The organism is Ochrobactrum sp. AN78 (assembly GCF_029909885.1).
In the GTDB taxonomy this organism is placed as follows: Bacteria; Pseudomonadota; Alphaproteobacteria; order Rhizobiales; family Rhizobiaceae; genus Brucella; species Brucella quorumnocens.
Genome location: NZ_JASAMU010000003.1, coordinates 393,011 through 418,389 on the forward strand (window position 1 = coordinate 393,011; position 25,379 = coordinate 418,389).

The window sequence follows — 25,379 nt, forward strand, 5'->3', positions numbered from 1 at the left end:
GCATGAAGACAGTGTATTTCTAAATCTTTTCGGATTTTCATACTCCCACTTTATTGACAAAATGTCGATAAGATGGTGACATAAAATTCACATAAATAAGGGAGCAGCCATAATGGGGAATAAGAGAGACTCGGAAATAGCGGCAGAAATGCCAGAGCAGGGCTTCGATGAAGTTTCACTGCCAAAGCATCTGCGTTCTGTTGCCTCTCTCGGTCCTATTGTTTCGTCTGCTCATCTCGCCGAAGGCGGCTCTCCCGGTATGTCCGAAGTTGAGTATGGCCTTATCCTTGCATCGCATGCTTTCTCGCGCTGGATGGTTCGCTGCATGGCAGCCGCTGGTTTGCCGGGACTTTCTCCCATCGAAGTGCTGATCCTGCATTCGATCCGCCACCGCGGACGGGAGAAGAAGCTCGCGGATATATGCCTCGTGCTGGATATAGAAGACACGCACATCGCAACTTACGCTATCCGCAAGCTGGAAAAAGCCGGACTGCTGACAACCGGCAAGGCTTCCAAGGAAAAGACGGTCAAGATTACGGAGAAGGGCGCAGAGGCTTGCGCCCGCTATGCGCAAATCCGCGAACGTCTTCTGGTTGATTCCACAGCCAATGCGCGTCCATCTGAAGAGACCTTATCTGAAGTGGCAGCACTGCTGCGTTTCATGTCCGGTGCATTCAATCAGGCCACACGGTCTGCCATCACGTTATAAGAGAGTTACGCTTTTGAACGGAACCGAGTTGAACTTATCTGTTTCAAAACCTCTGCTGACGGTCGAGGGCCTCAGTGTAGAATTCGGCTCGAGCCGGGTGGTCGATGATTTGAGCTTTTCCGTCGCGCCCGGACGTACTCTGGCTGTCGTTGGTGAATCGGGTTCGGGCAAGTCGATTACGTCGCTTTCCATTATGCGGCTCGCAGATATGAGCGGTGCAAAATTTCCGTCCGGTCGCATTTTGTTCAATAGTCCGGATGGCGAGCGCGATCTGTTGAAGGCTGATCAGAAGGCTATGCGCGGCATTCGCGGCAAAGACATCGCGATGATTTTTCAGGAGCCGATGACATCGCTCAATCCGGTGTTTACCATCGGAAATCAGCTTTCCGAAGTGCTTATGCTGCATGAGGGCATGTCTAAAGCTGCTTCTCTCGCAGAAGGTAAGCGCCTTTTGGAAATGGTGCGCCTGCCGGATGCGGAAGGGCTGCTCAAGCGTTATCCGCACCAGCTTTCCGGTGGGATGCGTCAGCGCGTGATGATTGCCATGGCGCTTGCATGCCGTCCAAAGCTTCTGATTGCCGACGAACCAACTACAGCGCTCGATGTCACCATTCAGGCTCAGATCCTGCATATTATTAAGGATTTGCAGAAAGAGCTTGAAATGGCAGTCATTTTCATCACGCATGACATGGGCGTGGTGGCAGAAATGGCTGATGATGTCGTCGTCATGTGGAAGGGAAAGAAGGTTGAAGAGGGTCCGGTTGGCCGTATCTTCGAAGCGCCGCAGCACCCTTATACGCAAACGCTTTTGTCTGCCGTTCCCAAGCTTGGCAGCATGACAGGCGAAGCATTCCCTAAGCGTATGCCGGTCATGATGATGCGCGATGGTGTGCCGGTTCTTTCCGGGGAAGAGCGCATTCAGGATACGGCGAGCTATAGCGACAAGCCTCTATTGGCTGTTGACGATCTTTATGTGCGCTTCCCGATCAAGAAAAACCTTTTCGGTAAAGTCACCCATGTCTGCAACGCCGTATCGAAAGTGAGTTTCGATATATATCCCGGCGAAACGCTGGCGCTCGTTGGCGAGTCCGGTTCCGGCAAGTCAACAATTGGGCGCACGATCCAACAGCTTCAGTCTCCGCTGGCTGGCGATATTCGATTCAATGGCAAGGCCTACTCTCAGATGAGTTCTTCCGAGCGCTACGCTATGCGCCGTGAAGTTCAGTATATTTTTCAGGACCCGTTCGCATCGCTCGATCCGCGCAAGACTGTCGGATTTTCCATCGCTGAACCAATCCGCACTCATGGTCTTCTCGACAATAGCAAGGCCATTAATGCACGCGTGGCTGAGTTGCTTGAGCGTGTAGGTCTTGGACCGGAACACGCAACGCGTTATCCTCACGAATTCTCAGGCGGTCAGCGACAGCGCATCTGCATTGCGCGCGCACTGGCTTCAAAACCCAAGCTGATTATTGCCGATGAGGCGCTGTCTGCCCTCGACGTCTCCATTCAGGCTCAGGTGATCAATTTGTTCATGGATCTGCAGAAGGAACATGGATTGGCTTATCTCTTCATCAGCCACGACATGGCTGTTGTTGAAAAGATGAGCCACCGCGTTGCTGTTCTGTATCTCGGTCAAATCATGGAACTCGGTTCGCGCAGGCAGGTTTTTGAGACGCCATCGCATCCTTATACGCAGCGTCTGTTGTCGGCTGTTCCTGTTGCCGATCCTTCGGTTCGGACTGAGCGCGCCGCATTGGAAGGTGAAATTCCGAGCACCACGCGTCGTATCGATGACAAGCCGACAATCTATAATCATCGCGAGGTTGCGTCAGGGCATTTTGTCGCCGAAAGCGCCTGACCGACCGAAGTAGTTTTCGTCGCATTATCCCTACGCAAAGCCGCTTCACACCTTTGCCGGAAATGCTCCACAAACCCAAAGGGGAAAAATAATGATAAAGAAAACACTGAAAGCTGCTCTGCTGGCTTCCGCTCTGTCAGCGGCTGTGTTCGCATCTGCTCCGGCGTTTGCCGCCGGCAAGCTGACCATTTCATCACCGCAGGACCCGGGCAGCTGGGACCCGATCGACACATTCCTCGTCAACTGGGCGTCGGTCGCCACCAATATTTTTGACGGTCTGGTTTATCGCGGTCCTGATTTGAAGATCGTTCCAGGCTTGGCGACGTCATGGGAAGAACTCGACGAAGGCAAGCGCATCCGCTTCACCTTGCGCGAAGGCGTCAAGTTTCATGATGGTGAGCCATTCAATGCGGAAGCCGTAAAATTCACCTTTGATCGTTTGCTTGGCGAAGATGGCGCGAAAGGTCCGCAGCGTTCCAACTATATCGCAATCGAGAAGGTTGAAGTTATCGACGATAAAACTGTCGATTTCCACCTGAAAACCCCTGATCCGGTCCTGATCACCAAGCTCGCCGGTTATGGCGCGATGATCGTTCCGCCGAAATACATCACCGAAAAGGGTGACGACTATTTCAACACGCATCCGGTCGGAACTGGCCCGTTCAAGGTTGTTTCCTATGAACCGAAGGTCAGCATCAAGCTCGAAGCCTTTGCGGATCATTGGGGTGGCGCACCAAAGCTTTCAGAAGTCGAATACCGCTTCATCACAGAGCCTTCGACTGCTGTAGCCGAACTTCAGGCCGGTCGCGTTGACATTGTCATTCCACCGACAATTCCAATTGGCATGATCCCGACAATTGAAGGCGATCCGAAGTTGGAACTCGTAACGACCTCGGGGCCAACGGTTTACGCTCTGCGTTTCAATACAGCTGACGGTATCACCAAAGATGAACGTGTCCGCAAGGCGCTCATCATGGCCGTGGATCGTGATGCGATCATTCAGTCGATCCTTGCTGGACAGGCTGAAGCTATCGCAAGCTTCCAGGGTTCGCTCTCGTTTGGTTTCGATCCGAACATGAAGCCACTACCTTACGATCCTGAACAGGCTAAGAAGCTGCTCGAAGAAGCCGGCGTGCAGCCGGGTGCAACGGTGCAGATCGACGTGCGTGGTCAGGATGCGAGCTTTAATGAAGTTGCACAGGCCGTCGCAAGCTTCCTGCAGATGGTTGGCGTTAATGCAACCATAAAGCCTTATGACACCAACGTTCTGCTCAACGACATCATCCCGCAGGGCAAGACCGGCGCAATGTTCCAGCAGGCCTGGGGCGGCTGGACCTTCGATTACGATAACACTGCTTACTCGATGTATCATTCGGGCGAAAAGTGGAACCCGTACGACAAGGACGAAAAGCTCGACAAGATGCTCGAAGCACAGCGTTCTGTTCTCGACCGCGGCGAGCGCGAGAAGCTGCTTCAGGAAATCGCGCAATATGCAGCCGATCGGGCTCTCGAAATGCCGCTTTACAACCTGAAGGCAATCTTCGGCGTCAACAAGCGTGTGAAGAACTTCGTTCCGGTTCCTGACAGCCGTCTGCGTCTGACCGACGTAACCGTTGAGTAGTAACTAATACGGCAAGCCGGTTATCATCGGCTTGCCGCAGCATTTCGGAGGCGCTCTGGTGGCCGGATTTCTCATAAAACGAATTTTGCAGGCGTTATTCGTATTGATCGCGATGACGCTGCTCGTCGCATTTGCGATCCGCCTCACAGGCGATCCGGCACTGATGCTGACGCAAGGTGCGGGTAGTATTACTGAAGCCGATCTTGTGCGTATCCGTGAAGGGCTGGGTTTGAACCAGCCGTTCCTCGTGCAGTATTGGCAGTTCCTCAAAGGACTGTTCACACTTGATCTCGGGCGGAGCTTTCTTGGCGGTACTCAGGTCTCGGTTCTTGTTGGAAGCGCGCTGCCTGCAACATTGATGCTGGCCTTCGCGTCTTTGTTCGTTTCTATTGTGATCTCGGTACCGCTTGGCATTAAGGCCGCTGTATCGCGCGGCAAATGGGCCGATCAGCTCATTCGTATATGTTCGCTCGTTGGCCTGTCTTTTCCGAACTTCTGGCTTGCCACCATGCTGGTGCTGTTGTTTGGTATCTACCTGCAATGGCTGCCACCGAGTGGCATGAGCGGTATTGCAAGCTTTGTGATGCCAGCGTTGACCATGGGCATCATTCTGACGGCAACCAATGTTCGTCTGGTGCGGACATCAATGCTCGAAACCCTGCAGTCGCAATATATCATGGTCGCCCGTGCTAAAGGCTTGAGCGAGAACAAGGTACTCTACAAGCATGCATTGCGTAACTGCGCCATTCCGCTCATTACCTATATCGGTCTTCAGTTTGGTGGACTTTTGGGCGGCATCGTTGTGGTTGAACGCGTGTTCAACTGGCCCGGCATGGGTACGCTTGCCTTTGAAGCTGTTGCCAGCCGCGATTATCCGGTTTTGCAGGCCACAATCGCAATTCTGTCGATGCTGATTATCGGCGTTAATCTTCTGGTGGACATCGCCTACGGCCTTGTCGATCCGCGCATTCGTACGGAGTAGAGCAAATGGCGACCAAAACATCGAGCCTCGTGTACTCGCGCTTTGCAAGCCTGGAGTTCATGGTTGGCTTTGCGCTCACCGGCGTAATCTGTCTTGCAGTAATTTTCTCAGGCTATTTGTTTCCAGCCGGTGCCAACAAGATTGATCTCATGGCGCGTCTCATGCCGCCATTCGTCAATCCAGCACATATTTTCGGCGCCGATCCGCTTGGGCGTGATGTGCTTGCGCGCGTAGTCATCGGCGGCAAGATTTCGCTGTTCGTTGGCTTTGTCTCGGTGATCGGTTCAGTAATCATTGGCACCATCATGGGGCTCGTTGCGGGTTATTATCGCGGTTTTTGGGACATGGCGCTCATGCGCTTTGTCGATGTGCAGCTCGCAATGCCGTTCATCCTGCTTGCGATTACCTTCATGGCCATTCTTGGTGGCGGACTGCTCAACACGATCATTCTGCTGATCGTCTCTCAATGCGTGCAATATGCACGATTGGTGCGTGGTTCCGTGCTGTCGCTGCGCGAACGTGAGTTCATCCTGTCGGCTCGTGCGATTGGCGTGAAGGACTGGCGCATCATTTTCCAGCATCTTCTGCCTAACTTGCTGGGTCCTGTCATCGTTTTGATGACGCTGAATGTCGCCAACAATATCCTGCTTGAATCCAGCCTGACCTTCCTGGGCTTCGGCATTGATTCAACCATTCCCAGCTGGGGTGGAATGCTGGCCGACGGTCGTACTTATCTGCAGACTGCGTGGTGGGTAAGCCTTTTCCCGGGCCTTGCCATTCTTTTCACCGTGCTCGGTCTTAACCTTCTGGGTGACTGGCTGCGTGATAGCCTCGATCCAACTGGCAGGACTTCGCGATGAGCGTGATTTTTGAAAAGACCTATCCGCGTTCGATCAATTTGCTGATCGAACGCTTTGCAAAGCCGGAAATGCGTGGTGCGAAGGTTGAGGCCTGGTTGTTCGATGATCAGCCAAGCCGTTATTCAGCGGAAACCAAACTGCGTGAAGCAGGGATCAATGCCAAGCTGCGCTCTGCCTATAAGCCGCTTCTGCATTTTTTTCTTGAAGAGGTAGATGGCGCCGCACTCAAAGCGGCATCAATTCGCTATCCTCGTCATAATAATTGCGTAGAAAACCGCTTTTTGCTGGAAACCTATCCACTATCGGCGCTTCTGCCACAGGCTGAAATTAGCTTTAGCGCATCCGGCAAGGACGATTTCATCTATGAAGTTGACCTTACTTTTTTTGATGGACGTAATGAAAGCCGCCGGGTCTTCGCGCCCAATCGCGTGCATGAAGATTTTATCGGCGAAACGCTTGTTTCACCGACAGGTTGGCTGATCGTCGAACATGAAGGCAGCGTTGAAAATGCGCGCTTTGAGACAGCTTATGAGAAGCTGTTTCATGATACGATTTCGATCGTTGCGGCCCAAGACTGGGGTCGGGGCGAACCCTATTTTGAAGAGCTGAATATTTCAGTCAGCTTGCCGATCACGGATCGGCGCCTTCCGTATGATGAGGAAGCGCTGAGCCTTACTGAGGCGCTGCACGAGGATATTTATTTCTCGCTTCTCGAAGTATTCCAGAAGAAGTCAGGTCGCCCTGTCGGCGATCGTGGATTGCAGCCGGGTCAGATTGTACCGGAAGTGCGCTTCCGTGATACAGAAGCTTCAGTCAAAATTGAAACACGTCCGCTTTCGACGACAGATGCCTTGACTGCCGAGCAGGTGCTTGAAAATGCACAGGCACCGCTTTCCGCTGATCAAATCCGCCGTGAGATTGCAAAGCTTGGCGGCTCGCCTTTTGAAGCAAAAACTCGTTCAGGCCGCACCGTGCGCGCAACCTTTGTCAAAGGTAGCGATGCACCGATGATGATCAGTGCTGGTCAGCATGCGAATGAGACCACAGGCGTTGTCGGTGCATTGCGTGCAGCAAATCGTCTTGCAGCACGTAATGGAGCGCATTTCTCAATTTCGCCGCAGGAAAACCCTGACGGATATGAAATTCACAAGCGTCTCTGTGTGTTGCAGCCGCATCATATGCATCATGCTTCACGTTATACTGCTTTGGGTGACGATCTGGAGTATCGCAGCGGTGAGGGGCTTTATGAGAAGGCTATTCGCGTAGAGGCGGAAGCGCTCACGAATGCGAAGCTTCACGTCAATTTGCATGGTTATCCATCGCATGAGTGGACACGGCCGCTGTCGGGTTATGTCCCACGCTCCTTTGCGATGTGGACACTACCGAAGGGCTTTTTCCTGATTATTCGCCATCATGCGTCATGGGAAAAAGAAGCCGAACAGCTTATGGATTACGTGACCAGGCATCTTGGCGCGATCAACGGTCTTGTTGAATACAACGACGCTCAGATCAAGCTTTTCGAGCAACATGCAGGCGAAACCGGTTTTCGCATCATCAACGGTTTTCCGTGCATGGTCGGTGTTGATGACCGTCACACGGTTCCATTGACCCTGATTACCGAATATCCGGACGAAACCATTTATGGCGATGCCTTTGTGAAAGGTCATACGGCGCAGATGGAAACCGTTCTTTCGGCTTATGATGCCTTGCAGCAACTGTTCCCAAACACACCTGTCGCTTAATCAGAGATAATAAATACCGATGCGATTGCCGCCGATCATTTCGACGGCAATCTCCATCTCGTAAATATCGCGCAAAATATCCGGGTGAATGATTTCTTCCGGTGACCCTTGATGAACGACCTTGCCCTTGCGCATGGCAACGATATGGTTGGAATAGCAGGACGCGAAATTGATGTCGTGTAGGACCAGTACAACTGTTTTCCCAAGTTCGTCTGCCGCACGCCGCAACAGTTTCATCATTGAAGCTGAATGCTTCATATCGAGATTGTTGAGCGGTTCATCAAGCAGGACGTAATCGGTATTCTGACAGAGAACCATCGCTACGAAGGCGCGCTGACGCTGCCCGCCTGATAGTTCGTCCAGAAAGCGTTCACCCAGTTCTTCAAGCCCGAGATAGCCGATTGCTTGTTCAACGTGATTGAAGTCTTCGCGCGTTGGCCGCCCTTTGGAATGCGGGTAGCGCCCAAACGTCACCAGATCGCGCACGGTCAGGCGTGAATTGATCGCGTTTTCTTGCCTTAAGATCGAAAGTCGTTTTGCCAGCACATCGCCCGGCGTGGTTGAAACATCCAGCCCATCTACAGTGACACGGCCTTTATCCATTGGCAGCAGGCGACTGACCATTGAAAGCAAAGTCGATTTTCCAGCGCCATTTGGCCCGATGATTGAGGTAATGCCACGCGCTGGCAATTTGAGCGTGACATCATCGACAACGATTGCATCGCTATAGGATTTACTGACTTTGTTTATTTCGATCAACGTGCGTTCCCCCTGACGAGAAGGATAATAAAGACGAGCCCGCCCAGAAACTCGATGATGACACTGAGCGCGGTGTTGAATGAGAAAACGCGCTCAAGAATGGTTTGACCGCCGACAATACAAAGGATTGCCAGCAAGACGGCGACGGGCAACACGACGCGGTGCTTTGACGAACCAGCAATCATGTAAGCGAGATTGGCGACCAACAGGCCAAAGAAGGTTATCGGCCCAACAAGGGCAGTCGATACGGAAACGAGGATCGTAACGATCAGCAGAATGCGGTGCACAACGCGACGATGATCGACGCCCAGATTGATGGCTGGGTCGCGGCCAAGTGCCAGAACGTCGAACATATTGAGAAAGCGCAGACCGTAAACTGTAACTATCGCCACAATGATTGCCGCAAGAAGCAGAATATCCGCATTCACACTGTTGAAACTTGCAAAGAAGCGGTCCTGAAGTACGGCGAATTCGTTCGGGTCGATCATCCTCTGCATGAGGTTCGACAGGCTGCGGAAAAAGACACCAAAGACAATCCCGACGAGCAGGACGAGATGCAGGCTGCGGGCAGCGCCCGAAAACAGCCATGCATAGAGCGTGCTGGCAAAAACCACCATGATGGCGGTTTCGGCAAAGAAACGCGCATTGGGTCCGATCCCGTTCAAATGGATGGCACCAACTGCAAAGACTGCAAGTGTCTGGATCAAAATATAAAGTGCATCAAACCCCATGATCGAGGGGGTGAGGATGCGGTTATTTGTGACTGTCTGGAACAGTACCGTCGAGACCGCAATCGAATAGGCAACAAGCACCATTGCCGCAAGCTTGGTGCCGCGAAAGCTTAAGATGAAAGACCAACTACCTTTTGCACCCAGCGTCATGAAGGCGATGCAGGAAGCAATAACAAGGATTGCAAGAAGCGCGATGATTAGGCCGGGACGTTTAAGCAAGGCGTGATCCCCGGCGCAAAAGCAGATATAGGAAGATCGCACTGCCGACGACGCCCATCATGGTACCGATGGGGATTTCATAAGGAAAGCGGACCAGACGCCCGACGATATCGCAGGCAAGTACAAGACCCGCACCCAGCACAGCCACCCATGGCACGGAACGGCGCATGTTATCGCCAATGAACATGCTCACCACATTGGGCACGATAAGCCCCAGAAACGGGATCATGCCTACTGTTACAACCACACAGGCGCTGACCATTGAAACGATCACAAGCCCCAGTGTTACGACGCGGCGATAGTTTAGGCCGAGGTTCGTTGTGAAATCCTCGCCCATACCGGCAACTGTGAACCGGTCAGCCGCGATATAGGCAATGACGGTCAGGAAAAACGACAACCACAGCAATTCGTAGCGCCCCCGCAAGACACCGGAGAAGTCTCCCGTTGTCCATGAATTTAGTGCTTGCAGCAGATCATAACGATAGGCAATGAAGGTCGTCACGGCACTGATCACACCACCCAGCATGATGCCGACAAGCGGCACTACGAGAACCGAACGAAGAGGAATACGACGCAGAATGCGTAGGAAAAGGGCCGTGCCTGCGAGAGCAGTGACAGATGCTACCAACATCTTGCCGAAGACCGGTGTGTCGGGTGCAAATAGAATAACCAGCAGAATGCCGAGGCTCGCAGATTCAACTGTGCCAGCAGTTGAGGGCTCGACAAAACGATTGCGGGTGAGCATCTGCATGATCATGCCCGCCACGGCCATCGACATGCCGGCAAGAATGATTGCAAGCGTACGCGGTATGCGGCTGATCAAAAGAACTTCGGCCGCCCGATCGGTGCTATTTGCACCAAACAGTGTGCTGAGCGATACATCGCTGACGCCGATAAACAAGCTGATAAAAGCCAGTATGACGACAACAACTATAGCTGCGGCGAGTGCCTTCACGCTCAATTCCCGTTCTCTTGCCTTGTCATGAAATCGGGCCACAAATTGTGCGGCCCGAAATGACTGGGTTAGAAGATATTGGAGCGGCTTTTGATCTGATTACATCAAATCGCGCTCTAATGGTTTGTTTCAATGCGCATCTTGTCCGAAATTCGGTTCCCACTTTTCGGGATGCGCTTTATTTCGTTTTGTCAAAAGCTTCCGAAAGCTGCCGGATTGTGCTGTGCAGCGCACCAAGGCCACCGCCGACGAGATACCAGTTCTGCGCATTCAGATAGACGACCTGATCTTTCTTCCAGGCGTTGGTCTGACGCACGAGTTCATTGTCGAGCAATTGCTTGGCAGATGTGCCTTCACGACCGATTGCCGCGTCGCGATCCAGTACGAAAAGCCAATCCGGATTGGTTTCCAGAATGAATTCCGAGCTGATTGGCTGACCATGATTGCCAACGGAAAGGTCAGGGGCCGCTGGCTCGACACCAAAGCTGTCATGCAGCACGCCAAAACGCGAGCCGGGGCCGTAGGCGCTGATCTTGCCGCCAGACGTCAGGATCATCAGGCCTTTGCCTTTACCTTTGGCCTTGTCTTTCAGCGCTGCGAGTTCGCTGTTGAGCTTTTCAACTTCGGCCTTAGCTTCCGTCTCCTTGGAGAAAATCTGGCCAAGCTTTTCGACATTGGCTTCGGTGCCGGAAATAAATTCCTTGGCAGGGACGGTTAGGTCGATTGTCGGGGCAATTTTCGCGAGTTCACCATATTTCGCGGCCGAGCGACCACCTACGATGATGAGGTCGGGTTCTGCGGCATTGACGGCTTCGTAATCTGGCTCAAACAGCGTGCCGACTTTGGCGTAATCAGCACTGTCATATTTCTTGAGATACTCTGGGAAAGCGATGCTGCCGGGAACGCCAATGATCTTAACTCCCAGACGGTCAAGGTTGTCGAGCGTCGCAAAATCGAACACAACGACTTTCTCAGGATTTGTCGCAATGGTCGTTTCGCCTTGCGCATGTTTGACAGAGACGTCAGCGGCGTTAGCGCCGGAGGCAAGCGCTGCGACAACAAGTGCTGCGCCGCATAGACGGGAAAAGTGTTGGCTGAATTTCAGCATGGCGTTCAATCCTTTCGTCAATCTTGTGCTTTATAGTCCAGTTTTCCTCCAGTCAAAGCCGGAAGATGGTAATTCAGTTGTTTTGTGTGCCTGGCGTCTCGTTGAGCAGGATGAACTTCAAACTGTCTTCAACCGTCAGTGGGATCATCGAGCCGTGGCTTTCATTGTCGAAACGACGATATGCAACCTCAAATCCGGGCAATTGCTTGAGTTCGGCTTGAATATCCGTGCCTGATGGGCCACCCCGTAACGTCTTCAGGCGATCTGTTTCCTCTTGCGATTGGCTGGGACGTTCGCCGCGCTTGCCAGAGGATTCGATCAGGAGACGCAGAGGTTTTGGATCGACCTTGAAGGCTTTCACAAACTGATCCTTATCGGCCAAAATTGCGCGACCGTTCCACCAGATTGATGGATCACCGGCGCTGTAAGTCTGGAAAGAATCTGTGTGATTGAACAACGCATAAAGCGTAAAAAGACCGCCAAGCGAATGGCCGAACAGAGCTTGTTTGGTTGGATCGATTGGAAAGCGACCTTCAATTTCCGCTTTAACCTGATGATCTAAAAAATCGAAAAAGGCGTCGCGTCCGCCAGTCTTGGGAACATTGAATCGGACTGGGATCAGATCATTTGGTGTTGGCGGCGTGAGATCGAAATAGCGCAGACGAACAATCTCGTCCTTGTCTTCAGTTGGATAGCCGATGCCGACAAAAACGGCGTTAAGCTTCGGATTTTCTTCCATCAGTTTTGCAGCAATTGGAAGCATACGATTTCCGTCAGTCATATAAACGACGGGAAAGCCATCCTTGGGCGCTTTTTCTGCCGGAGCAGCAATAAAAATTCGATAGTTGATGCCGTTCGCCTGCATGTCAAAAGAACCAACTTGCGGCCTCTCTGCCTGCGCGGTTGCATTCACAAGAAAGCTTCCGAGCATGAGGCAAACCTTTATAAAAACGTTCTTCTTCTTGCTCACGAGAGCATCCATTCCATAAATAATGACGCCAGCCAAAAGTAGCTGGCGCCATAGAGTGTCTTAGAAGCGCGAGGTCATGCCGAGCCAGAGGCGACGGCCTTCAACAACATTGTTGAATTCGTCGACACCGATTTTCTTATCGAAAATATTGTAGACGGCCGCATTGAGGGTCACGTTTTCGCTGAACTCGTAAGAGCCGCCGAGGTCAAACGTTGCGTAACCTTTATACTTGCGCGCAAGGACTGTCTTTCCATCCGCTGCGTAGACGGGTGTACCTGCAGTTCCAATACGAGCACCTGCATTTGTTTCTTCACCGTTATAGTTACCAGCTGCCCAAGCTTTAAGGCCATCAATCGGAGTTTCCCAATCACCACGCAGGCTGGCCATATGTTTTGGCGTGCGAGCAAGCGGCAGACCGGCATATGTACCGGTTTTCTGCTCGGAGTCGGTATAGGTATAGTTACCGCGCAAAGTGACTGTATCGGTCAATTCCCAATCAGCGGTAAGTTCCACGCCCTGCATGACAGCATCGTCAATATTGAAACTACGCCACAAACGGTAGTTTGTATCCTGTTCCCAACGTACTGGAAGACCAGTTGCAGGATCTGTTACAAGTTCGTTTGCGATCTTGTCTTTGAAGTCAGTATAAAAGTAGGTCGCACCAAGACGTAAGCCTGACTGATTATCCCAGAGCACACTTGCTTCATAGCTAGTGCTTTTTTCTGGCTGCAATCCGGGTGCACCAAGAATGACACCGCAGGTGCCGTTTGGACCGTAACTACATCCTGCTCCACCCGTTGTGTAAGCATAACCGGGCGCGATCGTGCGAATTTCTGGTGCACGGAAACCGGTAGATATACCGCCTTTGAAGGTGAGTTGTTCAGTTGCATGCCAAACGGCGTAACCACGGGGACTCCAATGAGCGCCATAGATTTCATGGTGATCCATGCGAAGACCACCTGTTAATGCAAAGTCAGGCGTTAGCCACCACTCGTCTTCAGCAAAAAGTGCCCACTGCTTGACAGAGAACTCCTCATCAAGACCGGTACGATTACCTGGATTCTGATCGGTCAGTACCGATTCGATAAACTGCCCTCCCGTCACCAAAGTGTGGCTGCCGTAAAGTTCGAATGGCGTGGTGAACTTTCCATCGAGAATGGAGTTGCGGATATGAGGAGAACGCAGATTTTCGTCATATGCCGCACGAGCTGCATTCCAGTTGAAGTTGGTGCGCTCTGCAGTTTCCTGCAAGAACGAGAACTCTGACGTGGTCGGACCCCAACGACCAGTGTGGCTTATCGACCAATGGTTGCGGTCATTCAGATTATAAGCATCTGTTCCCGAAGCCGCAGTCTTGCCAACCGTTGCATCACGACGCAACTTCGTCTTCCCGACCTCAAGCATGATGTCGTGGTCTTTATTCGGAGTGATGGTGATACGACCCGTAATGTCGATATCGCGCTGTTCCGGCGTGCCACTGGTGATCTGATCTTCCTGTCGCTTGAGGCCACGCCCCCAGACCTGAACGCCAACAAGGTTAGGAACGAGAGGACCGGTAATATAATAAGAGCCTTGCAGCGAGTTTCCGAACTTGGAGTGTTGGTTCAACGTTGTGTCTACGCTGAGCGAACCGCTCCACTTGTCCGATACCTTTTTGGTGATGACATTGATAACACCGCCCATGGCGTCCGAGCCATAAAGCGAAGACATGGGCCCACGGATGACTTCGATTCGCTCTATCGCATTGGCAGGAGGCAGGAAGCTTTGTTCGAAACCGGCATTGCCGTTGGTACGAGCATCACGTGTACTCTGGCGTTTTCCATCAACCAGAATGAGCGTATAGGCACCCGGAAGTCCGCGAATATAGATATCGCGCTCCGCTGCAGGACCAGTCACTGCGACGCCCTGAACTCCTTTCAAGGCATCAGTCAAATCACGATAGGCGCCTTTTTCCAGTTCTTCACCTGGAACAACCGAAATGCTTGCAGGTGCGTCAGTAATGTTCTGTTCAAACCCCGTTGCAGACACCACGATCTGATTGAGTTTGATGCCGCCTTCGGGGCTTACTTGTTCTGCGGCTTGCGCTTCGGCCTGTTTCTTTTTCGCGGCTTCTTCCTCAGCTGAGGTTGTCTGTGCGAGAGAAACAGTTCCACTCAGAATAAGTGCGGTTGAAAGGCATGTGCCCGCAAGAATGGCTTTTGCGAAAAGCGATTTGCTGGCCAATTGCCTGTTCTGCGTACCATGAGCGCGCAATCCCCGAAACAAGCTGGTCATAAATGTCACCCTTAAAGTTGAGTTTTCTGCTCTCCTTATGTATGGCAATAAGATGACGTCAACGGTCATCTTTTATAACGATTCTAAGTTTTGTAAAACGCAACTGAACGGATGAAACAGCAATGTCTGGCAAGCGCATGAAATCACAGGCAGAGGCGGGAATGGCGGACGGGGAAAGCTTGAAACTCGGTCAATTACGTCTGTTGATCGCGCTCGATGCCCTTCTTGTGGAAGGAAGCGTTGGAGGTGCTGCCAAACAGATGGGGTTGAGTATGGCTGCTATGAGCCGATTGCTTGGCCAAATCCGTGAAAAGTTCGATGATCCTATTTTCATTCGGTCTGGACGCAACATGATTGCCACGCCCAAAGCCGAAGCTTTGCGGGGGCGCTTACGTCGTTTGGCAAATGAAACCGAAGCACTGATGAGTTTTGATGGCGAGGACACGTCGAAAGCTCATTGCAAAGGCAGACATGGTTGGGCACGTACGAGCGCCATTGCTGCACCCCCGCCGCTCGGAATCCGGAGAGTCGTGAAACTTGAAAATCACCCAACACCGGAACAGCTCGCGGCACAATTCGCCAATATTCAGGATGAAAACGATCCTGCGCGACGACTGGCAAAATACATAGCAATCACCGGGCGAAAGGTTGGCTATACGCGCCCGCTGGAAATGTATGAAGCAGAAGATGCTTTTAATACGATATTCGCAGGGGAGGCAGACCCCATGCAAATCAGTGCCTTGCTACGACTGATTCATTATCGTGGTGAAACAGCACCTGAACTCGCGGGCATGACACAGGCCGCACGCAAATATTGCTCAACAAAGGCAAATACTCGCTTACCTGCGCTTGATTGGCCTGCCTACCTTTCACCGAATTCTCATCAAGCACCGTGGTTTATGCTGGCGGCAATTCTTGTCGCTCAGGCAGGTTATCCGGTGGCGCTTCACGGCAACTGTGGCACGGGCGAACTTTCAGGCAAGCTTGAGCTGGCCGCTGAAGCTCTCAACATGCCAATTGCCAGTTCGCTTTCGTCGGCTGAAAGTGCCTTGAAAGCACACGGCATCTGCTTCATGCCGGTGGCGGGGTTTGCAGCGCAAGTCCATGCTTTGCTCTCGCTCTATCCGCTATTTGATTCAAGATCGTCCATCAACAGCGTCGCGCATCTGCTCAATCCGATGGGGCTTCCAGCTTCTTTCCTTGGTGTGACGCAGCCGGCTTACCGTGAATTGCATCGTGATGCAGGAGCCTTGCTCGACTTGCCTTCTGTTTCAGTCGTTTCGACAAGCCGCGATGTGGCTGAGTTAGTCCCACATCACACGCATACAATCCACAGATTGTTTAATAGTCAGAAATCAGAGCTGACTCTGCCTATGTTGTCGAAGGTTGGAACTGAGAAACACACTAGCCAGACGACTTTTGAATATTGGCTTGCCGTCTGGTCCGGTACCGCCAGCGATGAGCGCGCTGAGTTGACGGTTATCGCATCAACGGCCATGGCTTTGATGACTGTTCTCCAGGCCGATAATGACAGCTATGGTCAATTCCATAAAAAGGCAGAGGAGCTTTGGAAGGCTCGTCACCAACACTGATTGTCGATGTTTTTGTGATCAATTTTTAAGCAGGCGTCGAAAACTATTCTACTTATACCGTTTTAGGAAAAAGCATTCCGGTTATGGAGGCAGAACAGCAAGCCCATGCTTTGTTTGATGTTTTTATAAACCCTATCGTTCCGCCGTAATTCATAATGCGCAGCGGGGCGATTTGATGGTCAATCCAATATTTGGTGCAACAAGCACGTCCATTTTTGAATCCATGTCGCGCCTTGCCGCAGAAACTGGATCAATTAATCTCGGACAGGGGTTTCCGGAAGGCTTTGAGCCGCAGGAGCTTGTTGAAGCCGCAATTCGGGCATTGCGTGATGGCCCGCATCAGTATCCGCCGATGCTTGGGCTTTCATCTTTGCGCAAAGCGGTTGCAGACAATGCGCGACGGTTTCTCGGATTGGACATAGATTGGGAGACCGAGGTTCTGGTCACGTCCGGTGCTACGGAAGCTCTGACCGATACGTTTCTGGCGCTGCTTGACCACGACGATGAAGTCATCGTCTTCGAGCCTGTTTATGATGCCTATGCGACCCTTATTCGCCGTGCGGGCGGCAAGGTCGTGCCGCTTCGCCTAGCACCGCCACACTGGGAATTGCCGCGCGAGGCGCTGGAAAAAGCTATTACAGCAAAGACAAAGCTGATTGTCGTCAATACGCCGATGAACCCGATTGGCAAGATTTTTGATCCGCAAGAGCTTGAGTTTCTAGCCTCCCTTGCGATTAAGCACGATCTGACGATTATCTCGGATGAGGTCTATGAGCACCTGATCTTCGATGGCAGACCCTTTCACTCGCTCTTAGCTGTGCCTGATATCCGAGATCGCGTCGTGCGGATCGGTTCCGCTGGAAAAAGCTTTTCAGTAACGGGCTGGAAAGTTGGCTATGTGACAGCTTCCGCAAAACTCCTCGCGCCGATTGCCCGCGCTCATCAATACGTGACCTTTACCACTCCGCCTGCCTTGCAAGCCGCTGTCGCTGTCGGTCTTTCATTGCCTGACGGTTATTTCATCAATCTGCGTGAGACGCTGGCAGCGCGCCGGGATCTGTTGCTCAGCGGCTTGCGGGGCGCGGGTTTTGAGATTGCGGATGCCCCGGCAACCTATTTTGCCGTCGCCGATATCAGCGCGCTTGATCCCGATGGCGATGATCTCGCCTTTAGTCGCCGCCTGACGCTTGAGGCCGGTGTGACACCAGTCCCGGTTTCTTCCTTCTACGGTGAGCGCGACGTGAAAAGCCATGTTCGCTTCTGCTTTGCCAAGAAGCAAGAAACCCTTTCAGAAGCTGTCTATCGGCTTGGCCAGTGGTCAGCAAAACAAAACTGGCGCGCGGCTTCCTGAGGCACGTCTCCCAAAAGTGGATGCCGGTTTTGGGATAAAGACATGCGTAAAAAACACCCGCTTAAGAAACGGCCCAAAAAGATCATTTCGAGGAACATTTGCATGAAATATACCCCTTTCATTCGTGGCGCTCTATCAGCGGTTTTGCTTTCTATTCTGGCAGCATCGCCTGCGTTGGCCGAAAAGATACGCCTCGGTGTCACGTCCGGTCCGCATGCCCAGATCGCTGAAGCTCTGGCGCCGATCGCGAAAGCCAAGGGACTTGAGATCGAAATCGTTGAGTTTTCCGATGGCGCGATGATTGATCCGGCAACGAATGATGGTGATCTCGATGCAAATGGTTTTCAGCACACGCCATATTTGAACCAGCAGAACAAGGATCGCGGGCTTAATCTCGTAGCCGTTGGCGGTAACACAGTTCTTCTGCCGATGGCGGGCTATTCACATAAGTTCAAGACGCTCGCAGACCTGCCGGAAGGTGCACAGATCACAATCCCGAATGATCCAAGCAATGCCGGGCGCGCGCTGAAGCTGCTTGAAAAGAGCGGTGTTCTCAAGCTTACACCCGGCGTGACATTCAATGCCACAGAGCTCGACATTGTTGAGAACCCGAAGAAAGTAAAAATCATTCCAATGGAAACCGCCCAGCTTGCTCGTTCATTGGAAGATGTCGATTTTTCGGTAATCACATCTCACTTCGCGCTGAGCGCCGGTCTAGTTCCAAGCCGCGACGCAATCCTGATTGAAGACCAACTGTCCGACTATTTCTGCCTCATCGCCGTTGCGGAAAAGAACAAGGATGCGCCTTGGGTCAAGACCTTGATCGAATCCTACAAGTCGCCAGAAGTCAAAGCCTTTATCGAACAGAAGTTCGAAGGCAATATCATTGCGGGATGGTGAGATGAACCTTTCGGTTCGCATAGCTAAAACAGCACGGAGCCAGGTCGGCTCCGTACCGCCGATCATTGAGGTTAAGTCGCTGACCAAGACCTATGATCCGAAAGCTGGCGCGGTTTTAGACGACGTTTCGTTGCAGGTCGGCAAAGGATCTATACACGGTATCATTGGTCGTTCAGGCGCTGGTAAAAGCACGCTGGTACGATGCCTTAATGGTCTTGTGCAGCCAACAAGAGGTGATGTTTTCGTCGCTGGACGTCAGGTGAGCCAACTGGAAAGTCGTGAACTGCGACAGGCTCGTCGCGATATATCCATGATATTCCAACATTTTAGCCTTCTTTCCTCTCGAAGTGCTGCAGCTAATATAGCTCTCCCTATGGAATTGGCTGGAGTCCCGCGCGCAAGCATCCGCAAGCGCGTTTCTGAACTGCTTGATCTGGTAGGGCTGGATGGAAAGGCCGATGCTTATCCGTCCGAGTTGTCTGGCGGGCAGAAACAGCGTGTGGGCATTGCACGTGCTTTGGCGTTGGAGCCAAGTGTCCTTTTATCAGACGAGGCTACGTCTGCGCTTGACCCTGAAACAACCGAACAAATTTTGGCACTTCTCAAGGATATCAATCGTCGTCTTGGCCTGAGCATCGTTTTGATAACCCACGAGATGGATGTGGTGCGCCAGATTGCGGATCATGTGACAGTACTCGAGGGGGGGCGCGTGGTTGAGAGCGGCCCGACATTTGATGTTTTCGCTTTTCCAAAATCGACCATCGCACGGTCGTTTCTCTCGAGCATCGTAGCGCATGATCTGCCGCCTGAAGTTGCGCAAAAACTGATGCCAGAAGCAATTCCCGGATCGAACCCTGTATTGCGGATTATCTTTTCGGGTGAGGCTGCCCATTCACCGGTGGTGGCAACACTTGTTCAGCGCTTTGGTATCAACCCAAATATCTTGCATGGGCGCATCGATTATATCGGCGGAAAGCCGCTCGGAATCATGACGCTGATCGCTGAAAACGGCGAGCCTGATCTTGCTGACGTCCTCGCATATCTTACTTCGCTCGATCTGCATGGAGAGGTGCTCGGCCATGTTGTCTGATCTGCTTTCACCTGCGCTTGTCAACCTGCTGCTGGAGTCACTCAAGCAGACGATCATGATGGTGGCTGCTTCCGCAATTCTCTCGACCCTGATCGGCTTGCCGCTCGGCATCGCGTTGGTTGTGACTGCTCCGGGACAGTTCCTTGAGCGACCAGTTTTCAACCGCATTGCGGGCACTATCGTCAATTTGGTGCGGTCCACGCCTTTCATCATTCTGATGGTGGCAATCATTCCGTTTACCCGTCTTGTGGCAGGCACGACGGTCGGCACTTACGCGGCAATCGTGCCACTGACAGTTGCAATCATTCCGCTCTATGCGCGCCTTGCTGAGACCGCAATGCGTGAGGTAGATCAAAGTCTTATAGAAGCTGCTGAAAGTATGGGTGCAACGCCGTTGCAGATCATATTCAAGGTTCTTCTGCCCGAGGCTTTACCTGGAATTATTGCAGGCCAGACTGTCACACTGGTGAGCCTTGTCGGTTATTCGGCCATGGCGGGTACAGTTGGGGGTGGCGGTCTTGGCGATCTCGGTATCCGCTTTGGTTATCAGCGTTTTATGCCAGAAGTGATGATCGCCGTTGTGATCATTCTTGTTGCCATCGTTCAGTCCATTCAAGTTACGGGCGATTATGCCGCTCGGGTCGTCAATCATCGCGTAGCGCGCAGCCGCCGCTCACGCTGAAATTTAGAGGAGACATAAAATGACCGCACACTCACATCCGATCAACCTGCCGCTGCTTGATATCTCTCGTTACAATGGTTCACCTGAAGAAAGGAAAAGCTTCATTGATGAGCTTCGCCGCACGCTTCATGATCATGGCTTTTTCTACCTGACAGGCCATGGTGTTGACCCTGAACTGATCTCTGATGTTGTGGCTACGGCCAAGCGCTTCTTCGCCTTGCCCACGGAAGAAAAGCTCAAGATCGAAATGATCAACACATCGCATTTCCGCGGCTATAACCGTGCCGGTCTTGAACGCACCCGTGGCGAGCAGGATTGGCGTGAGCAACTCGATATCAACACCGAAGCAGAACCCACCGAATTGGGTCCTGACAGCCCGGCATGGAAGCGTTTGATTGGCCCTAATCAGTGGCCAGAAGCACTGCCTGAATTGAAGCCACTATTGCTTGCCTATCAAGCGGAAGTCACACGCGTTGGTATAGATGTTCTGAAAGCCATTGCGCAGGCGCTTGGTCAGAGCGAAGATTTCTTCGCACAGATTTATGAGCCTCACCCGTCCCAGCTTCTGAAAATTATTCGCTATCCGGGTCGTGATGTCGCTGAAAGCGAGCAGGGCGTTGGTGCGCATAAGGACGGCGGCTTCGTGACTGTGCTGCTTCAAGACGTTGTACCGGGTCTGCGCGTGCAGCGTGAAGACGGTGTCTGGATTGATGCACCGCCGGTGCCGGGTACGTTTGTTATCAACACTGGTGAGTTGCTTGAACTGGCAACCAACGGCTTCGTGAAAGCCGATGTTCATGGCGTTGTCGCACCACCTGCTGGAACTGAACGCTTCTCAGTCGCCTTCTTCTTGGGCGCTCGCTATGACGCGACGATCCCTGTTATCGATTTGCCGGAAGAACTGAAGACGAAGGAACGCGGCGTAACAGTCGATCCGCTCAATACGCTCTTCCGCGAAGTAGGCCAGAACAACCTTAAGAGCCGTCTGCGCTCACATCCAGATGTGGCACGCGCCCATCATCAGGATCTGCTGGATTCCCCGGAATTCGCCAGCTTGAAGCTGGGCTCCTCTTACTAATTAAACCCATTCCTTGACGGTTGACTGTAGTCATTTTGTATATTCCGTCAAGGAACAGGTTCGGGGCTACCAGGGCATCATGTGCCTGATGTGCCGCTTATGGTAGCTGGCAGAAATCCCAGATAAAAAAGCGCCGGATAACCGGCGCTTTTTGTTTGCTCTGATGAGGTTTATCAGCCGCTGATGAGCTTGACTTCCATGAAGTCTTCGAGACCCCATTTTCCGCCTTCACGACCATTGCCGGACTGCTTGTATCCGCCAAACGGGCTTCCGGGTGCACGCGACGTTCCGTTGATCTGGATCATGCCTGCACGGAGCTTGCGCGCAACACGTTTGGCCCGCTCTGGATTGCCGGTTTGGATATAGGCCGCAAGCCCATAAGGTGTGTCGTTGGCAACGGCGATTGCTTCTTCTTCTGTATCGAAAGGGATCATCGCCAGCACAGGGCCAAAGATTTCCTCACGGGCGATTGTCATATCATTGTTTACATCAGCAAAGATTGTCGGTTTGACGAAGTCACCTTCCGAAATACCATCGGGACGTCCTGTGCCGCCGACAATCAGACGCGCACCTTCATCAATACCCTTCTGAATCAGCGCCTGAACCTTTTCAAACTGGATCGAAGAGGAAAGAGGACCGATATGTTCGCCGTCCTTGGCCGGATCATCAACAGTGGTTTTCGCGGCTGCTTTTTTGGCGAACTCGACCGCCTTATCGTAAACCGAACGTTCAACCAGCATACGTGTTGGGGCATTGCACGACTGGCCGGTATTCTCAAAGCAATGGTTCACACCGCGCTCGATGGCCTTTTCAAGGTCGCTATCAGCGAACACAATGTTTGGCGATTTGCCGCCGAGTTCAAGCGACACGCGCTTGACGGTTGCTGCAGCCGCGCGAGAAACAGCGGTGCCTGCGCGGGTTGAACCAGTAAATGACATCATGTCGATATCGGGATGCTGCGACATCGCTTCACCGACAACCGGGCCCTCGCCATTGACAAGATTGAACACGCCTTTTGGCAGACCTGCCTCATCAACAAACTCAGCAAACAGCATGGCTGACATCGGTGCGATTTCGGACGGCTTGAGGATAACCGTGCAGCCCACTGCAATTGCGGGAATGACCTTGAGTGCGATCTGGTTCATCGGCCAATTCCATGGCGTAATCAGACCGCAGACGCCAATCGGTTCACGCACGATGGCCTGATTGGAATGCTTTTGTGAAAGAATTTCTTCAAACTCGAAATTCTCAAAAGCTGCGATGAACGCCTTGGTATGCGACAGCCCGGCAGCAGCCTGAGATTCACGTGCGAGCTTGATTGGCGCGCCCATTTCCTTGGAAATTGCCTGAGCCATTTCTTCAAGACGGCGTTCATAAATTTCAACAATACGGCGAATATAGCCGATACGTTCTTCAGCGGGCGTTTCGCTCCATGATGGAAACGCTTTGCGAGCGGCTGCAACTGCGAGATCAATATCAGCGGCTGAACCTGCAGAAATTACTGCATAAGGCTTTTCGGTCGCCGGGTTGATGACCTCAATCGATTTTGCTTCAAGTGGGGAGCGCCACGCGCCGTCGATATAGAAATCCGTTTTTTGATCCAGATTTTTCTGAAGCATGATGAAGTCCTCCTTGAATGCCGTCTTTGATGGGAATGTTGTCTTTGAAAGGCGATATTCCACCCGTTTCCCTGATTTGCGCGGAGACTAGCCGCCATAAGAGGCTGCGTCAAAACAGAAGGTTCGATGGATGTATCAATTTTTCTTATTCATTATCGTAAGCTTCAAACTCGATGCCCAGCGTTTCCAGTCCCTCTTCAATGTAATCACCTAGGAGGGGGATACCGAGCAGATACTTTGCCTCGCGTCCATTGTGGCGATCACTTGCGGTTAAGAGAGCCTCTTCCCATTCCTCAGCACTGAAGTCGCCGCGCCCGACCCATACCAAGGCCAATAACTCTACGCTTTCGTCTTCATTGAGAGAACGAATGGCTGCCACCAATTCCTTACGCGTGGGATTGTCGATGGAGGCATCAAGGATATCAATATCGCCGTCATCGGAGGCATTTGAGCCGGAATTTTCATCAACTGCGGGCACCTGAACGTCATATTCACGCGCTTTGGAGATAATGAATTCGATATTCTCGATATTATTGACCAGCTCAACCATGATGTGCCTCCGTTGACGTCATTCACTACTTACCGAACGCGGGACGATAGGTGTGGTTCCGCATTTCTCTAAAGCGCACGTGCTGCACCTCTTCCTGCAGCTCGGCCAGAGAATATGCAGCCTCCGAGGAAAGTCCCTTCCAACGCATTATACCCGTGATAACCACCACCACCAAAGCCTGCTGCTTCTCCAGCTGCATAAAGGCCCGGAACAGGCTCGCCTTTCTCGTTGAGAACAGCAGAATTTAGATCTGTATGCAGTCCACCGAGGGTTTTCCGGGTCAGGATATGCAGTTTGACGGCAATCAACGGACCGTTATTCGGATCAAGCAACGCGTGAAGCGGAACCGCGCGTGTCAGCCGGTCGCCAATATAAGCACGTGCATTGTGGATGGCTGTGATTTGTGCGTCCTTGGAATAACGATTGGTAACTTCGCGATCACGCGCTTCGATCTGGTTGCGGATATGAGCGAGGTTCAGCAGCTTTTCTCCGGTTAGCCGGTTCATCTTGACGACAAGTTCTTCAATACTGGTTGCAGTAATGAAATCCTCGCCATGATCGATGAATGCCTTAACAGGAGGTGGCGGCGATTTGCCAAGGCGGCTTTTGATCAGAAGCTTCCAGTCTTTGCCGGTGAGGTCCGGGTTTTGCTCGGAGCCCGAGAGAGAAAACTCCTTGCGAATGATCTTCTCAGTGAGGATAAACCACGAATAATCATAACCCGTTGCCAGAATATGCTTAAGTGTGCCGAGGGTATCGAAACCAGGCAGATAGGGTGAGGGTAGGCGGTTGCCTTCCGCATCGAACCACATCGATGACGGTCCCGGCAGAATACGGATGCCATGATTGGGCCAGATGGAGCTCCAGTTGCGAAGACCTTCCGTATAGTGCCACATACGGTCGCCATTAATAACGTGTCCACCTGCAGCTACGGCTATGTCGATGCCGCGGCCATCCACATGCGCAGGCACACCTAGCACCATATTTTCGGGTGGGTTGCCGAGCCTGTCGCGCGGCCATGCCTTACGGACACGTTCTGGATCGCCGCCGATACCGCCCGATGTTACGATCACGCAACTGGCTGACAGTTCAAATTGACCGGCGGTGTCACGTGATGACGATTGTCCGCGTGCGACTGTGGAAGGCACAAGAATATCCCCGCGAACTCCACTTGCCTGTCCGTTGGTCATGACAATTTCATTGACACGGTGGCGGCATTTCAGTGTGAGAAAGCCATTTGAAATAGCCTCCCGCATCAGACGTTCAAAGGGAGCGACCACTCCGGGGCCAGTGCCCCATGTCACATGAAAACGCGGAACGGAATTTCCGTGACCGTGTGCTTGAGCACCTCCGCGTTCTGCCCAGCCAACAACGGGAAACCAGCGCATACCGAGACTGTGCAGCCAAGATCGCATCTCACCGGCTGCAAACTGCAAATAGGCTTCAGCACATTGTTTGGGCCAATAATCTTCCGGGCGATCAAATTGCGCTGATCCAAGCCAGTCTTGCCGAGCCAGATCAAGGCTATCCTTTATGCCTAGACGTCGTTGCTCGGGACTGTCGACCATAAACAGCCCACCAAGTGACCAGAACGCTTGTCCGCCGACCGAATTTTCGCCTTCCTGTTCAAGCAGGATGACTTTCCGCCCGGCGCTCGTGAGCTCTTGAGCAGCTACAAGCCCCGCCAGACCTGAGCCAATGATAATTGCATCCGCATTTTTCATAC

At 52.4% G+C, this 25,379-nt stretch carries 21 protein-coding genes; 12 read left to right on the forward strand and 9 right to left on the reverse strand.

The features are described from left to right. Nucleotides 1-112: 112 nt before the first annotated feature. The 6 genes from QBD00_RS08620 (at nucleotide 113) to QBD00_RS08645 (ending at nucleotide 7,775) form a co-directional block, all read left to right on the forward strand. Nucleotides 113-709, forward strand: a complete 597-nt coding sequence (locus QBD00_RS08620; protein WP_167382733.1) for a winged helix DNA-binding protein — start codon at nucleotides 113-115, stop codon at nucleotides 707-709. A 13-nt stretch (nucleotides 710-722) separates the two neighbouring features. Then, the gene (locus tag QBD00_RS08625) at nucleotides 723-2,570 is read left to right on the forward strand and encodes an ABC transporter ATP-binding protein (RefSeq protein WP_151092130.1); all 1,848 of its coding nucleotides are present in this window, start codon (nucleotides 723-725) and stop codon (nucleotides 2,568-2,570) included. Nucleotides 2,571-2,661: 91 nt separating this feature from the next. After that, nucleotides 2,662-4,191 carry an ABC transporter substrate-binding protein gene (locus tag QBD00_RS08630; RefSeq protein WP_264230748.1) on the forward strand — a complete coding sequence of 510 codons (1,530 nt, stop codon included), beginning with the start codon at nucleotides 2,662-2,664 and terminating at the stop codon, nucleotides 4,189-4,191. 58 nt (nucleotides 4,192-4,249) lie between these two features. Beyond that, on the forward strand, nucleotides 4,250-5,173 hold the full coding sequence (locus tag QBD00_RS08635) for an ABC transporter permease (protein WP_095445649.1): 924 nt from the start codon (nucleotides 4,250-4,252) through the stop codon (nucleotides 5,171-5,173). A gap of 5 nt (nucleotides 5,174-5,178) precedes the next feature. Further along, entirely contained in the window at nucleotides 5,179-6,033 is an 855-nt protein-coding gene (locus QBD00_RS08640) for an ABC transporter permease (protein ID WP_318579206.1), read from the forward strand. Next, nucleotides 6,030-7,775: a peptidase M14 gene (locus tag QBD00_RS08645; RefSeq protein WP_318579207.1), complete on the forward strand. Its 1,746-nt coding sequence runs from the start codon at nucleotides 6,030-6,032 to the stop codon at nucleotides 7,773-7,775. Before QBD00_RS08640 ends, QBD00_RS08645 begins: the two co-directional genes overlap by 4 nt. On the opposite strand, the gene QBD00_RS08650 is transcribed toward QBD00_RS08645, so the two are convergent. The 6 genes from QBD00_RS08650 to QBD00_RS08675 all read right to left on the reverse strand — a co-directional run bounded on the left by QBD00_RS08650 (nucleotide 7,776) and on the right by QBD00_RS08675 (nucleotide 14,791). Beyond that, the gene (locus tag QBD00_RS08650; protein ID WP_318579208.1) at nucleotides 7,776-8,534 is read right to left on the reverse strand and encodes an ABC transporter ATP-binding protein; all 759 of its coding nucleotides are present in this window, start codon (nucleotides 8,532-8,534) and stop codon (nucleotides 7,776-7,778) included. Continuing rightward, nucleotides 8,531-9,484: an iron chelate uptake ABC transporter family permease subunit gene (locus tag QBD00_RS08655; protein ID WP_318579209.1), complete on the reverse strand. Its 954-nt coding sequence runs from the start codon at nucleotides 9,482-9,484 to the stop codon at nucleotides 8,531-8,533. The genes QBD00_RS08650 and QBD00_RS08655 overlap by 4 nt, the downstream gene beginning before the upstream one ends. Continuing rightward, on the reverse strand, nucleotides 9,477-10,439 hold the full coding sequence (locus QBD00_RS08660; RefSeq protein ID WP_318579210.1) for an ABC transporter permease: 963 nt from the start codon (nucleotides 10,437-10,439) through the stop codon (nucleotides 9,477-9,479). The genes QBD00_RS08655 and QBD00_RS08660 overlap by 8 nt, the downstream gene beginning before the upstream one ends. A gap of 178 nt (nucleotides 10,440-10,617) precedes the next feature. Continuing rightward, nucleotides 10,618-11,547, reverse strand: coding sequence for a siderophore ABC transporter substrate-binding protein (locus QBD00_RS08665; RefSeq protein ID WP_191793274.1), 930 nt, complete (start codon nucleotides 11,545-11,547; stop codon nucleotides 10,618-10,620). A 73-nt stretch (nucleotides 11,548-11,620) separates the two neighbouring features. After that, nucleotides 11,621-12,478, reverse strand: a complete 858-nt coding sequence (locus QBD00_RS08670; RefSeq protein ID WP_318579211.1) for an alpha/beta hydrolase — start codon at nucleotides 12,476-12,478, stop codon at nucleotides 11,621-11,623. 99 nt (nucleotides 12,479-12,577) lie between these two features. Beyond that, nucleotides 12,578-14,791, reverse strand: a complete 2,214-nt coding sequence (locus QBD00_RS08675; RefSeq protein WP_318579212.1) for a TonB-dependent receptor domain-containing protein — start codon at nucleotides 14,789-14,791, stop codon at nucleotides 12,578-12,580. Between the two features lie 122 nt (nucleotides 14,792-14,913). Here QBD00_RS08675 and QBD00_RS08680 point away from each other — a divergent pair, with 122 nt between their 5' ends. The 6 genes from QBD00_RS08680 to QBD00_RS08705 all read left to right on the forward strand — a co-directional run bounded on the left by QBD00_RS08680 (nucleotide 14,914) and on the right by QBD00_RS08705 (nucleotide 21,484). Further along, nucleotides 14,914-16,383: a glycosyl transferase family protein gene (locus QBD00_RS08680; protein ID WP_318579213.1), complete on the forward strand. Its 1,470-nt coding sequence runs from the start codon at nucleotides 14,914-14,916 to the stop codon at nucleotides 16,381-16,383. Nucleotides 16,384-16,558: 175 nt separating this feature from the next. Continuing rightward, nucleotides 16,559-17,734, forward strand: coding sequence for an aminotransferase (locus QBD00_RS08685; RefSeq protein WP_318579214.1), 1,176 nt, complete (start codon nucleotides 16,559-16,561; stop codon nucleotides 17,732-17,734). A 102-nt stretch (nucleotides 17,735-17,836) separates the two neighbouring features. Then, entirely contained in the window at nucleotides 17,837-18,634 is a 798-nt protein-coding gene (locus QBD00_RS08690; protein WP_151092153.1) for a MetQ/NlpA family ABC transporter substrate-binding protein, read from the forward strand. A 1-nt stretch (nucleotide 18,635) separates the two neighbouring features. Continuing rightward, nucleotides 18,636-19,724 (forward strand): methionine ABC transporter ATP-binding protein, encoded by a 1,089-nt coding sequence (locus QBD00_RS08695; RefSeq protein WP_318579215.1) that lies wholly within the window; start codon nucleotides 18,636-18,638, stop codon nucleotides 19,722-19,724. Beyond that, nucleotides 19,714-20,406, forward strand: a complete 693-nt coding sequence (locus tag QBD00_RS08700; protein WP_318579216.1) for a methionine ABC transporter permease — start codon at nucleotides 19,714-19,716, stop codon at nucleotides 20,404-20,406. Before QBD00_RS08695 ends, QBD00_RS08700 begins: the two co-directional genes overlap by 11 nt. Nucleotides 20,407-20,425: 19 nt before the next feature. After that, complete coding sequence (locus QBD00_RS08705) at nucleotides 20,426-21,484, forward strand: isopenicillin N synthase family dioxygenase (RefSeq protein WP_151092160.1); 1,059 nt, start codon at nucleotides 20,426-20,428, stop codon at nucleotides 21,482-21,484. Nucleotides 21,485-21,657: 173 nt separating this feature from the next. Here the strand turns inward: QBD00_RS08705 and QBD00_RS08710 are convergent, their stop codons facing one another. The 3 genes from QBD00_RS08710 to QBD00_RS08720 form a co-directional block, all read right to left on the reverse strand. Then, nucleotides 21,658-23,103 carry an aldehyde dehydrogenase family protein gene (locus QBD00_RS08710; RefSeq protein WP_095445651.1) on the reverse strand — a complete coding sequence of 482 codons (1,446 nt, stop codon included), beginning with the start codon at nucleotides 23,101-23,103 and terminating at the stop codon, nucleotides 21,658-21,660. A gap of 145 nt (nucleotides 23,104-23,248) precedes the next feature. Next, the gene (locus QBD00_RS08715; protein WP_318579217.1) at nucleotides 23,249-23,653 is read right to left on the reverse strand and encodes a DUF3775 domain-containing protein; all 405 of its coding nucleotides are present in this window, start codon (nucleotides 23,651-23,653) and stop codon (nucleotides 23,249-23,251) included. A 68-nt stretch (nucleotides 23,654-23,721) separates the two neighbouring features. Then, nucleotides 23,722-25,377: an FAD-binding dehydrogenase gene (locus tag QBD00_RS08720; RefSeq protein WP_318579218.1), complete on the reverse strand. Its 1,656-nt coding sequence runs from the start codon at nucleotides 25,375-25,377 to the stop codon at nucleotides 23,722-23,724. Nucleotides 25,378-25,379 lie beyond the last annotated feature (2 nt).

Excerpts from the sequence above, each read along its gene's own strand:
- QBD00_RS08665 (WP_191793274.1), bottom strand. The coding sequence starts at position 11,547 with ATGCTGAAATTCAGCCAACACTTTTCCCGTCTATGCGGCGCAGCACTT.
- QBD00_RS08720 (WP_318579218.1), bottom strand. The coding sequence starts at position 25,377 with ATGAAAAATGCGGATGCAATTATCATTGGCTCAGGTCTGGCGGGGCTT.
- QBD00_RS08640 (WP_318579206.1), top strand. The coding sequence starts at position 5,179 with ATGGCGACCAAAACATCGAGCCTCGTGTACTCGCGCTTTGCAAGCCTG.
- QBD00_RS08695 (WP_318579215.1), top strand. The coding sequence starts at position 18,636 with ATGAACCTTTCGGTTCGCATAGCTAAAACAGCACGGAGCCAGGTCGGC.
- QBD00_RS08620 (WP_167382733.1), top strand. The coding sequence starts at position 113 with ATGGGGAATAAGAGAGACTCGGAAATAGCGGCAGAAATGCCAGAGCAG.
- QBD00_RS08705 (WP_151092160.1), top strand. The coding sequence starts at position 20,426 with ATGACCGCACACTCACATCCGATCAACCTGCCGCTGCTTGATATCTCT.
- QBD00_RS08690 (WP_151092153.1), top strand. The coding sequence starts at position 17,837 with ATGAAATATACCCCTTTCATTCGTGGCGCTCTATCAGCGGTTTTGCTT.
- QBD00_RS08630 (WP_264230748.1), top strand. The coding sequence starts at position 2,662 with ATGATAAAGAAAACACTGAAAGCTGCTCTGCTGGCTTCCGCTCTGTCA.
- QBD00_RS08700 (WP_318579216.1), top strand. The coding sequence starts at position 19,714 with ATGTTGTCTGATCTGCTTTCACCTGCGCTTGTCAACCTGCTGCTGGAG.
- QBD00_RS08715 (WP_318579217.1), bottom strand. The coding sequence starts at position 23,653 with ATGGTTGAGCTGGTCAATAATATCGAGAATATCGAATTCATTATCTCC.
- QBD00_RS08675 (WP_318579212.1), bottom strand. The coding sequence starts at position 14,791 with ATGACCAGCTTGTTTCGGGGATTGCGCGCTCATGGTACGCAGAACAGG.
- QBD00_RS08710 (WP_095445651.1), bottom strand. The coding sequence starts at position 23,103 with ATGCTTCAGAAAAATCTGGATCAAAAAACGGATTTCTATATCGACGGC.
- QBD00_RS08670 (WP_318579211.1), bottom strand. The coding sequence starts at position 12,478 with ATGCTCGGAAGCTTTCTTGTGAATGCAACCGCGCAGGCAGAGAGGCCG.
- QBD00_RS08680 (WP_318579213.1), top strand. The coding sequence starts at position 14,914 with ATGTCTGGCAAGCGCATGAAATCACAGGCAGAGGCGGGAATGGCGGAC.
- QBD00_RS08685 (WP_318579214.1), top strand. The coding sequence starts at position 16,559 with ATGGTCAATCCAATATTTGGTGCAACAAGCACGTCCATTTTTGAATCC.
- QBD00_RS08645 (WP_318579207.1), top strand. The coding sequence starts at position 6,030 with ATGAGCGTGATTTTTGAAAAGACCTATCCGCGTTCGATCAATTTGCTG.